The sequence below is a fragment of the Roseimaritima multifibrata genome (genome assembly GCF_007741495.1).
In the GTDB taxonomy this organism is placed as follows: domain Bacteria; phylum Planctomycetota; class Planctomycetia; order Pirellulales; family Pirellulaceae; genus Roseimaritima; species Roseimaritima multifibrata.
Window position 1 is genome coordinate 3397690 of sequence record NZ_CP036262.1, and the last position, 11666, is coordinate 3409355.

General features: G+C 54.2%; 9 protein-coding genes. 1 reads left to right on the top strand and 8 read right to left on the bottom strand.

Features of this window, described 5'->3' with window-relative positions; translation table 11 throughout:
* Positions 1-126: 126 nt before the first annotated feature.
* Entirely contained in the window at positions 127-1278 is a 1152-nt protein-coding gene (locus FF011L_RS12350) for an exonuclease domain-containing protein (RefSeq protein WP_145351958.1), read from the top strand.
* A 161-nt stretch (positions 1279-1439) separates the two neighbouring features.
* Here the strand turns inward: FF011L_RS12350 and FF011L_RS12355 are convergent, their stop codons facing one another.
* From FF011L_RS12355 to FF011L_RS12390, 8 genes are all read right to left on the bottom strand, one after another.
* Complete coding sequence (locus tag FF011L_RS12355; RefSeq protein ID WP_145351959.1) at positions 1440-1856, bottom strand: hypothetical protein; 417 nt, start codon at positions 1854-1856, stop codon at positions 1440-1442.
* 47 nt (positions 1857-1903) lie between these two features.
* Positions 1904-2632, bottom strand: coding sequence for a DUF4282 domain-containing protein (locus FF011L_RS12360; protein ID WP_218933168.1), 729 nt, complete (start codon positions 2630-2632; stop codon positions 1904-1906).
* Between the two features lie 274 nt (positions 2633-2906).
* Positions 2907-3701 (bottom strand): DISARM system phospholipase D-like protein DrmC, encoded by a 795-nt coding sequence (gene drmC / locus FF011L_RS12365; RefSeq protein WP_145351961.1) that lies wholly within the window; start codon positions 3699-3701, stop codon positions 2907-2909.
* 3 nt (positions 3702-3704) lie between these two features.
* On the bottom strand, positions 3705-5534 hold the full coding sequence (gene drmB / locus FF011L_RS12370; protein ID WP_145351962.1) for a DUF1998 domain-containing protein: 1830 nt from the start codon (positions 5532-5534) through the stop codon (positions 3705-3707).
* On the bottom strand, positions 5531-8929 hold the full coding sequence (drmA, locus tag FF011L_RS12375) for a DISARM system helicase DrmA (RefSeq protein ID WP_145351963.1): 3399 nt from the start codon (positions 8927-8929) through the stop codon (positions 5531-5533). Before drmA ends, drmB begins: the two co-directional genes overlap by 4 nt.
* 279 nt (positions 8930-9208) lie before the next feature.
* A complete protein-coding gene (locus FF011L_RS12380; protein ID WP_145351964.1) occupies positions 9209-9988 on the bottom strand; it encodes a transposase in 780 nt (259 codons plus the stop codon).
* A 186-nt stretch (positions 9989-10174) separates the two neighbouring features.
* Complete coding sequence (locus FF011L_RS12385) at positions 10175-10735, bottom strand: hypothetical protein (RefSeq protein WP_145351965.1); 561 nt, start codon at positions 10733-10735, stop codon at positions 10175-10177.
* Positions 10728-11639 (bottom strand): hypothetical protein, encoded by a 912-nt coding sequence (locus FF011L_RS12390; RefSeq protein ID WP_145351966.1) that lies wholly within the window; start codon positions 11637-11639, stop codon positions 10728-10730. Before FF011L_RS12390 ends, FF011L_RS12385 begins: the two co-directional genes overlap by 8 nt.
* Between the last annotated feature and the right edge of the window lie 27 nt (positions 11640-11666).

Consider the following 11666-nt stretch of genomic DNA (forward strand, 5'->3'; position numbering starts at 1 on the left):
CTTAATTCACGGAGTGCTCGATTGTATCATCAAGTTTCAGGGGATGCTCCTGTCGCACATTCCTAGATCTGCATCGACTAAACTTGTCGTCTTGTACCAGAAGCATCATGAATAAGGGCGAAAGGCATGGCGAATAAGGAATCCGGGTTTGCTGTTGTTGATGTAGAGACCACGGGATTTGGCAAGGGCGATCGCGTTATCGAGATCGGCATTGTGCTTCTTGATCATAGTCTGCGGTTCGTAGATGAATACGAGACATTGATTGATCCTGAGCGTGATCTTGGACCAACACATGTGCATGGCATCACACCGAAGATGATCTCAATGGCACCCTCTTTCAGTGAAGTTGCTCCCGCGATTGCGAACCGGATAGGTGATCGGATAATCGTTGCTCATAACTTGATTTTTGATGAGCGAATGCTCGGCCAAGAGTTTGGTCGCTTGAATTCGATCTTTGATCCTGGAATGGGCATCTGCACGTTGAAACTGACGAAACAAAGGTTGCCGGCCGCATGTCAGATGCTCGGCGTAGAGCCACCAAAGCATCACCGTGCCCTCGCGGATGCCCGTGCGAGTGCCGGACTGTTGAAGGCGTTGAAACCGCAATGCGGGGGCGAGCCATTGAGACTTGAGAGTGTGCCGGGCGAGATGTCGGTTCGGACTCACCGCCGGTGTGCTGATGAAGGCACGCTCGTGTTTGATAGGCTTCTAAGTCGAGTTATTTACACCGAAGGTGATACTCGTTTACTTCAGTACATGGACCTGCCCGACTGGGGGCTCGACGATCATGTGTTGACCTTGGACGAACGCCTGCATCTGAATTTCTTAGCGGAGGAACTCTCCCTTACCGACTCGGAAATCGCTAGCGCGCATGAACAATACTTTCAAGCGATGATCGTGGGGGCAAAAAAAGACGGCGTGGTCACCAGAGAAGAAAACGCTGCATTAAAGCGTGTTGCTAGTGCTTTGGGAATCGAATCAGGCCGCGTTCCTCCCGTTACCGAGGCTCAGTGTGATTGCGACGCTATCCCTCAGGGTGCCTCGATTTGCTTCACCGGCAGTTTCGTCGATTCGAACGGTAGAAAACTACCGAAAGCCGAACTTGAGAAACTAGCAACCGATTGCGGGTTTTCCGTTGTCGCGAATGTCACCAAATCAAAATGCGATATAGTCGTTGCCGTTGACCCGTCATCGTCGTCTGGTAAAGCAAAAAAGGCTCGGGAATTTGGCAAGCCCGTCATCGCTTCCCAACAGTTTCTTGATCAAGTAAAGAAGTAGGAAAACGGATGTTTCGTCGATTTCTCAAAGGTGCGTAGTCGGCAGACCAATCCGATTTGGTTGAGGTGCGTTTGGTGCCGACCCGTAAACTCTGGCGGTCTTTTATAAGGTCGATCAACGATCGCTTCCTGCGACGGATGTAGGAACACCGCCCACTTGTCTCAGGGAGCATTGAGTGCTCCTCGTAACTGATCGACGTCCGACATGATCCGAAAGCGACTGATCGCGTCCGGGTGAGAGAACGGATCGACGTCTTCGCTGGTGTGAACGGGTTTCGGTGGCGTGACGCCGGTTGCCAAATCCAGGACCGCTTCGGCGGCTTCCCGAGGCAAATGATCGACGAGTTCAGATAGTGTGTCCTCGTTGACCGCCAGCACGTCGTCGATCCATTGCTCCGGCACTCCATACCCCAGCAGATCATCCGCGGAGACTCGTGACAGCAACGATGGCTTCGGCGCCAGAGTCACTTCCTGCTCGACGTATTTTGGGATCTCTATCTCACGAACGGTTTCACGAACCTCCACCAACTGAGCAGCCCCAGTTCGCGGATGCCGTTCGATCCGCCCATGCGTGGGCAAAAATCTTGTTAGTTGGTCGTGAACCGCAATTTTTATATGATCTCGATTTACGGGCGGGCCTTGCCATTTTCAAACAAATCCCGCAGGGCATGTAAATCCTCGGCACCACGAACAATCGCCATCGTGAATTCCAGACCGATCCGAACCCAAAGTCCAAACAGGATCGTTGCAACAATCGTCCCTACGTAAATGATGACGTGCAATCGAAATCGTTCGAGTTTCTCTAAGACAGGGGACGGGGCAAAAACCGGCGACGGGATGTTATCTACTTGTGGGATACGAGGACGTGCGATAGCAGCAGACTCGTCGCTGTCGTGCAGTTCGCCAACAATAAGGGCAATTGTCCCGAGGCCGGAAAGCGTTACTTGGAATGCTAACACCGCGACTACAATCGCCCATGTCACGCGGATGATGTAGGGCGTCACGAAATATCGGAACCGAAAGTCAAAGATCGCTGCAAATGCTCCTAGCCAAGTTGTTGGGATCGTCGGACGGTTGGACATGCGTCGCAAGCGAGTGTTCCGTTGTTGCTCGCCTAAGCTCTCAAGCCCGTGAAACTCATTGCTCGGGGTGGTCTTTGGCGGCTTCGGTAACGCTTCAGCAACGAATCGAACGCGAAGCGCTTTAACCCATTTGTTTTGGGTATGGACTGCATGTCGAACTTCCGTTTCATCTGTAATGTTTCCTTGTGCCGCTGCTGCTGCCAGATCAGCTTGTGAGTAGGGGCCGTGCTCGATTCGATCACGGTGTCGTAAATACCAATCATCTTTAGCCATTAATGCTCTCGGTTGTTGTTCGTCGCACGCATCATGGTTACGCCTTCCAAGCCAGTTAACGCCAAGCATGAAGCAGAAGCAGCGATATTACTGCGGGATTGGAAGCTCAATTTTGTCTGTGGTAACTATTCTAACTACGCTCGGTCGTTCCGTTCTGCTGAGCAGTGAAACGAGCGGGGACAGTGCTCGCAGGTTTTCCTGAGCAGCCAACCATCCGGAACCAACCTCGCTTCCTGCGGATTCGGAGGAGTTGATTCTGGGCGGTTCATTCAGATCACATCGCCCGCTCAAAAAGATCCGCTTCGAGCATTTTCTTGAAGTGCAATGAAGTCTTGTTTGCGAGATAATCGGAATTTAAATGCAATCCCACTTCGATATTTCTCTCTTGGCCAGCCTCGGTAAAGTTTGCTGAAGAAATGAAGACGTGACGTTTGTCGACGATCACACATTTTGCATGAAGCGACGATCGTATGCGTCCTTCGTCAGCGACGCTGCGAGGGTCGTAGTAGACCTTGGGCAAGCGACTTCCCTTGGGCCACTGTGTTGTCTTAAATCGTTCGACGAACCGCGACACGAGAATCTCCGACCTGGTGGTGTCTCGATCTGGACGGGGAATATTGAGAAAGAACTCAACGTCGAGTTCAGGGATTTCGTTCATGCGCGTCGCTAACGCCTCAAAAACCATCTGGCCTTGATAGATCGCGTATCCGACTACCATCACACTTGTCTTTGCGTGCGCGAACAGTTCTCGGACGACCACGGACGTATCACGATTGGTGATGCCGGGGGCTTCCGGGCCAGACGTGACGAGATCGATTTCGCCCATTCGTTGGTCGGAGCTGACGACGCGATCAGCGAGAATCAGTTCGACACAAGCAGCGACTTGGCCAGCGTCGAAGGAATGATCCGCCAAGACATTGATCACGGAGACAATTCGTTCAACGGAGCTCTCTGAAATTAAGCGGCGGAGTTGCAACGCCGAGGTTGGCACGGAAATGCGCCCCGAACGCAAACCCAGGACGAGCGAACGTAGGTCTGCGTTACTCAGTGCTGAAAAATCCCCATTCATTGCTTAGCGAGCCCCGAAAAACTCGATTCCAAGGTTATCGACTGTCGGTACGACCAAGGCGCGATCCAGAAATTCGTTGTGTTGTTCGCAAGACGTTTCCGAGATCAGCAGACATCCATGACAAGCGGCACCGTGTAGAAACCGGCGTTCGTGCTGGTTCGCCGGTTCGTGTTGTGCACAAACGGGATCATTTGAGCAAAGTTCACCCATTTCCAAGGCGCCTCGAACGTGCTCGTGAATCCGCCGACCGACCTGAATTAAGCCGCCGAGCGTACCTTCAGCGTCAGAGGAGCCCGTGTATAGCAACACGCCGTAGCCGACATCGGGAATCGTGTAGATACGCTCCCGAATAGAACTGGCTGGGTAACCACATTCGAGAGAGACGGACGTAATTAGCATGTGTGCGAATGAATGAAACAGCACATACGGCAGCAATCCACCTTCCTCAACGAACTTTTTCGTCGCGCCGGTGCGTTCCGCTTTCCATTCCTCATATCCGCCCAACAATCGCATTCCCCGAGCCTGAACTTCGGGGCGTGTTGCCCAATTTTCGACTACTTCCTTTTTGAATTGAATGAAGATGCCTTCCCCACGGTTCTCTACAGCGGGCAGCCATGTGATTTCACGAGCCAAAGACGCTCGCCGAACACCCATTTCCAACTCGCCGTCAATGTCCGGCGAAACAGCCTCGAATCGCGTAAAGCCGACCTGGGCCATCACTTCGCGTAGCCGGTGTACCAGAACGATCCGTTCGACAGACTCCATCCAGGGCTTCTCCCAAACCTTCTTGGGCAGCGTCCGTGCAAAGAAGTTGCCGTCCGGCTTGTCATCGCCAAGTTCGTCCTTGCTGGCGATCAGTGTTTCCATTTCGGCTTGCTTGATCGTCTTTGGTGGCCCCGCGGATTGCCCGCGTCGCATTTTGACTTCGGCGAACACCTCTTCATTCTTGTAGCCATCCAGGACCGCGTTGACCTTGGCTTTCTTTCGTTCGTATTTCAGCTCGCTGACGTCCTCGACTTCACCGATGAAATCCCAAACCAGTTCGACTGCTTCTCGAAGCTCAACGTTCCGATCTGGCAACGAAATCACGCTCATTAGCTGCGTGAAATAAGCGTTGCTCGCCGTTCGGATCAGAAGGCGATTGGATTCGCCGCATTTCTCGTTCGCGTACGCCCCCAACCATGGACGCTTGCCGTCACACCGCAGCATCGTTTCGGGCTGTTCAATCGCCAAAGCCATGCTGCGTTCGGCCTTACCGCATTCGCAGCGGATGTAGACCTCCGCCAAGTCACCGCTCGTCCCACGCTCTTCAATCCACAGCTGGCGTCGACATTCGGTGTTTCCACCATGAACGAAGTTGTACCAGTCGATGTCACCGATGTGCCCGTTACGGCAAGCACGTACAAAACGAACCGGGACAACACTGCGTCTCTTGCGATTGTCGTCGACAAACTTGCCTTTGGTCAGCATGTTTCGATGCACCAGCATCCGCGCACGCACCAGGCCATAGCTGGCGTCACGATCCACGTCCTGCGTGATAAACCATTCGGGAAATTGCCATGCGGTAATGCCCGTTTGGGGTGCAGTTGGATCATCATTGTCCGGCGGCGGGCTGAACAGCTTCAGCACTTGCAGCGGGGGATCAAAGAGCTGCTTCAATTTTTCGACGAGTCGAGGTTCGATGACTTCGTCGCCGCCGCCCGACCATGAATCGAGACCGCCAATCAGAACCGAGTGATTGGGCAGGTCCATCATTGAGCCTGGACCAAACGATGTGATCAACTGACTCTGTCGAATCTGGCCGTGAGGACGGGCTCCGGGTTTTCTGCTCATTGCTCATCCTCCGCGTCGATTTCAACACCGTCAATCGTCTTCAGCCACAAATTCACACTCGGTTCCACGTCACGCATGGAACGGTTGGCACGAAACTTCTTATGACGAGGCGGCAACGTTTTTAGCTCGGGGTTAAGGAACTCGTAGAGTAGACGCTGCGCACTCCCCACTTCCGTTTGATACTGCAACGCGCCGCCAGTGTCATGAAGCTCCTTCGCAATTGTGCTCCATGTATCCAGCAGATCCTTGCAGCGATCCATGACCTTCTGACGTAGTTCCGCCGCATCGGTCGAGGACGAATCGTAGTGGGTTTCTAATGCGCGGTCCGCCAGTTGCTCGATCGCAAACTGCAAACTTGGCATTTCCTTCAAAATCTCGGTCGCACCACGGGGTGGCGTCATTGGCAAGTGCCCGTGGCGTACCAATGCGATGAACGTGCCGGCAAGACCGCGATCGAGTGCTCGCGGCGAGAATGGCGTCACGCTGGTGGCTTCGACACTGCGATAGAACGATTCATGGAAGGCTGCGAAACGCTCGTAGTGCGATCGGTCACGAGGTCGGTGAATGTTCAGGATCGTGATCACGAGGCCCGGACGCGTGTCGTCACGACCGACGCGGCTGGTCGCTTGAATATACTCACTGCTCGTCTTGGGCTGTCCAAAGCAAACCATCAAACCAAGCCGAGTGATGTCCAAACCGACTGAGATCATGTTCGTCGCGATCGCTACATCGACTCGGTCTTTTCCTTGGAAGGGTTGCTCGAGCCGTCGCTTTGCCTCGGAAACCTTATCCGTACTCACCCGACTGGTCAATTCCACCGGCTCGTATGCGATCGTTCGGTCCTTAAACAAACCTTCCATTTCACCAACACGCTTGCGACTGCCTCGGCCCGTCAGCTGTGTTCGTACTTCGTCTTCGATCAGTCGACGTGCGCCACCGAGTTCTCGCAAACTGTTGAAGTAGCCAAGCAGAGTCATGTACGGATCGGCCGGATTGGAATCGGCTTTCGCGCCGCCGCATTCCTCGTATGCTTTTTGCGATGTCGCCAGCAAAGCCAGATACAACCGCAACATGATGACCTTGGGGCTGCGTCCCTGAGCCGCGATGCCAACGTATTTGCGAGCGTTGCTTTCAGATGTCGAGTGGGTGCGGGCAAAGAACGAATCGCGGATATCCGGACCGGGTGGCGGGAACACGTCCACGTCCGGACGATTGAACAAAGATCGAATCTGGCTGAGCGCCCGCCGGACCGTCGCCGTCGATGCGATGATCTTAGGCCGAACATCCTGTCCGTCGACTTGAATCGTGGACAGCTCGTCCAGTGCCGTCTCATAGAGGCCAACCATGGTTCCCAGCGGACCTGAGATCAAATGCAATTCGTCTTGAATCACCAGGTCCGGCGGGGGAAGACGATCAACCGGTAGCGGACGCCCCGAGCTCGTGTCGCAAGGACCATAGAATCCCTCCGAATCCACTCGGTCAACCTTTCCAAAAAAGCCACCGACTTCGCCCGTCCACGGCATCGCCGCAAACTTATCAACCGTCGCGATCAGGAAGCATGGCAAACGGCGGTAGATTGGCTCGTCGACCGAAAGAATTGGTAGGGGATTACCGCGTGAAAACTCACAACGGCGATTCGCGCATGTGACTCGCAAGTCCGTTGGATTGTCGGTGTTGGGCACCAACTGAAACGAGTTCGATTTGAACTTGGTTCCACACCAAGGACACTCCTCCAGCGGAATCGGAGACGGCTTTCGGTCATCATTCTTGAACGCGATCGTTTTCGCTCGTGCGGAATCGCGATTGCTCTCACCCTTGCGTCCCATTCGATTAGGAGTCGCCGCTCGGCCCACCCACAATCCGATCTCAAACGGCCATTGGCCTAGCTTCTCGACATCTTTCTGTCGCTCCAACTCCAGCGCACAAATCAAAGCCGCTGCACGTCCGAGTTGATCCAACGTCAACAGTCGAAGTGTGTACCGCATTAGCACGCTCAATCCCGCCGACGTCAGGCCGGGATTGCGCAATCGTCTGAGCACCAGCGTGAATGCCGCCAATCCCAGGTATGCTTCCGTCTTACCACCACCGGTTGGAAAGAACAGCAAATCGACCAGTTCACGATCGTGGCTAACTGGGTCCGCGATTCCCTTCAAGTTCATAAGAATGAACGCCAACTGGAACGGTCGCCAAGCCGGCGTGATCTCTTCGGGCGCCTTGTTCAACTGCAAGGCCAAGCGACGCCGGCCCTGAGCCGCCATTGTTCTGTTCGCAATCCGAAACGCTTCCAAGCAATCGGGATCCGCCAACAGCTCGATGCCCGCTTGAATGCGTTTGGCGGCCAAGCCTGCACGGTGCAAAAGCTCTTTGGCGGTTTCCAGTCGCCGCGGTGAAAGCCCCGCTAGCCCGGCCGATTGCTTTTCAATCCAATCGCGGTAGCTGCTCGCGAATCCGCCAAGTTGCTCGATCGCGTCATCGCCATCCCGCAGGAATGCGAGCGTTTCCATGTTCAGTGTCACGCCATCGATCTTTGACGGAGCCACTTTTTCGACTTCGGCGGTGGGCAGATGGCAAGTGCGGACCGTCTTGCAATGCCCGTCTTCGATAACCGACTCCGTCGCCACGCTATGTCCAACGGAGAACTCGAATGAGTCGCGATACTGCAAATCCGAAACACGCTCGTCCCAATCATCGCTTTCCAGGCTATGCAAGTTGGGGCGAGCGATGAACGTGGTGTCGCTCTGGACCTCCAATTCGACCTGAAAGATAAATCCCTCATCACGCACTTCGTCCGGCGAAGCTTTGCGTCGGTTGACCACGAACATGGACAAGCTACGCGTTCCCTTGGGCAGCCCGCCTTGAACGTCACTGTCTGGGACACCACGAAGCGACCAAACAAGCTCGACGCCGCGGCTGCCGGGAACCTCAACCACACCCTGTGCGGGAATCTTGCTGCCCAACGCGACCGATACGATATCTTCATGCGGATTGCGACGCCACTGGACCGGAGATCCTTGCTTGGATCCTTCTTCCTGCTCGACGCGCAGGTACTCGCCAAAACGAACGATCGCTTGCAGCTCACGAGTCTCCGCAGGAATCAACACGCTTAGCCCGAGACTGCTCGGCAAATACGATCGACGAGCGGCCGACTTTTCCGGCTCCTCGTTTTCGTCCACGCCGGCAACTGCAGGAGCCTGATCGACGTCATCGTCGCTATTGGGATCGAACCGTTGTTCTTCATCAGCATCGGTAGGCACCAAGAACCCGGTCAGATACCAACGCGAAGGAGCCTGCGGCAGAACCTCACGATGATTGCCCAATGGTCCCGAAGGACCGATCAAATCGACCTGCAACGCATCCAGCAACGATTGGCGGACTTGGATTGGCTCGGTGCTCATCGGAACGGCTTCATGCTCGGTTGTCGAAACTGCAGGGTTTGGGAGAGCTAATTGTATCAGCCCTGAGCCCTCTAAACAGACGGCGACGTCTGACGGTTCACGACCCGCTGGAAGTCTTCCCAAAATGATATCCAGCGATTGCGTCCAGCAATCTGAATTCGGGAGCAACCTGCTGATCAGAATAGCCAGCCACAATCAAAAGCAACGCCGCGATTATGATCAGCGGAAACCCAAAGAATCGAATCGTCGCCTCGGACGTCCATTCCGCTTTCGACGACTTCAGGTGCAGATGTTGGAAGGCGAATAAGCGCCGTCAAAGACAACGACGAACCGAGCCAGCGAACCGAGCGACCGAAGCCTTTGAAATACCTGTAAGCAAAGGTCCAATGCGAGCTGGTGCTTGGTACGAAATCCCCATTGATAACGGGCTTTGACAGCTTCGATGTCTACCTTGCGAACGTACAGCCGCGACAGCAGCGGCAAGGCGATCACGCCAAAGACCGGATGCGTAAGGACCATCGCCAAGCAGACCCAGTTATGACCGTAGAGCCAATCACCATCACCCGGACCGGGCGTCGGGTTGTGGTGAATGTTGGCCGCTTCGACGTGCCGTCCGTAACGCTTGGTCGGCGAATCATCCAAGGCCAATGTCCAATAGCCGTCTTCGCCGGGATCGAATCGCTTGAAGATCACGCGGATCAGCGGCAGCATCAAGGTCGCGGCACCTCTGCCAACCGAGGCGAGCAGATCATAGAAACGGTCCCAGTCGTCTTTCACACCAGCGGCGAGAAACCAGCTTGCGGCCGTCCGGCTGCCACTGGCGAGAATCATTCCGGCGATCACAATGGGCAACCGAAAGACAATTCGAGCATCAAGTCTCTCGCTGATCGAATCGGTCAAGCTGGCGAGGTTACCATGCAAAGGCACGTTAGCTGCGGTCGTTCGTCTTCGCTGATCATTTCGCCGGGCCAGCCGATTTCGCTTGTCGTGCTGAGAGGACCTGGACTTGTCGGCATGTTGAGCTTGTGGCGGTCGACCGCTGGGTTTACGATTAGCCATCCTTGGCCCCGTGGTGACTGGGAGTGTTTGAGAACCTCCATTTTCCACGCGGGCCTTTTTCGTTACTACATCAATTCTCAGCTGATCTCAAGTCTTCTAAAGTGCAGTGCGTAGTAAATTCCGTTTTTTGTAAAACGTTACGTCAAGCCCAAGATTTTGTACAATATTCACGAGATCAGCTCGATTTCAGGAACCGTCCTGATCACCTTCCGTAGCCGGGTAACGGCAAGTTTGTTGGTCGGAATCCTGGGGGGCTAGCAGCCGATGACGTCGTCGGAAAGCCCAGCGGATCGTCAGTACCTGATTCAGGATTTGGAGCCCGCAGTAGCAACCGAGGAAAACCAGCAGTGCGTAAGAAGCGGTGAGCCACGCTTGATTGAGATAACGAGTCGTTCCGAAGGTCCAAAGCAACACGATGTAACCGAGCAAGCCAAGCAGTGAAACGACGGTCCAGACGTGGTGATCCACCAAAGTTTCTGCTACCACCTCGACCTTTTTGTCCTTTGCCCAAGTGCCTGCCGCCTGGATGTAGAAGAACAGCGTCGAGAGGACGAACCCAAAGACAATGCTGGTGACACTGAGCAAATCACTGAAATGGGAGCGGATGCGGTCAATCCAAGTTGGGTCGATGTGAATCCAGTAAGCCATCCCTACCGCAATCACGATCGCCGTCCAAAACTCACCGTCACGGTAAAGTCGCCAATCAAACGCGACGTTTCGAGCGAATTCGCCAATCTCTCTATACATCGTCGGTCATCTTCCCCATCGCTTCAAAGAACTTATCCAAAGCAGAATGGTGCGAGACATTGCCATCTTGGGTTGTTTCTAGGTACTTGTACTGCGATTTGCCATGGCTTTCCGTCGACACACGTTTGCGTTCGCCGTCGACGTCACCCTCAACAATGGCTCGCCCTAACTTGTTCTTTTCGTAGGCTTCTTGCATCGCGGCGATGATGCCATCATTCTTGGCGAGTGAGGCTCCACGCCTGGCGTTCATCTTAATTTCCGCTGATTGAGCGTCTGAGTCTCTCGCTTCGGGACCCAACAAGTCTTCGTAGTCGCCCCAGCCTGGATTGGGGCGATTAATCCGCACCGAAGCAGACGCGATTCGCTCCATCGAGGTCACCACCTCCAAAAACGAAGCGTCGGCCTCAAGTTCCAAGCTGACTGATATAGGTTCATCGGTATCCACTGTTGCTCTGACGGTGATCGCCTCGTTATCCGGGTGCTCGATCAACCACTGCAAATAGTGCTCCATTTTCGACGGCCACGTACCTGACTGAACACGTTCGACAAGCATCACATAACGATCGTCAAGCTGCTTTCCCATGGCATGAGTCCAGTGAAGAAGTGCCTCAGACTCGGTTAACGGATTTTCGGAGATTGACATGTCTTGGGTGTCGAGCACTTCCGGTCGTTCGCCTTCAGCAAATGAAAAGAATTGAAACCAGAGGTTTCCTTTGGTGGTTTTCAATTTATCCAAGGCATGGCGTTTCCCACCTGGGGAAAAGATCCGATTGTCCCGAGTTTCCAGATTTGACCACAGCTTCATCAAAAATTTCTGATAGTCAGCACCATCCTCCATACCTGAAATCGTCAGGCGATAGAGTTCAAGCTTGCGTCGTTTCGGTTTCGGTCGGGTCGTTGCCATGCTGGGTTGCTGCTCTCGTAAAAGTCA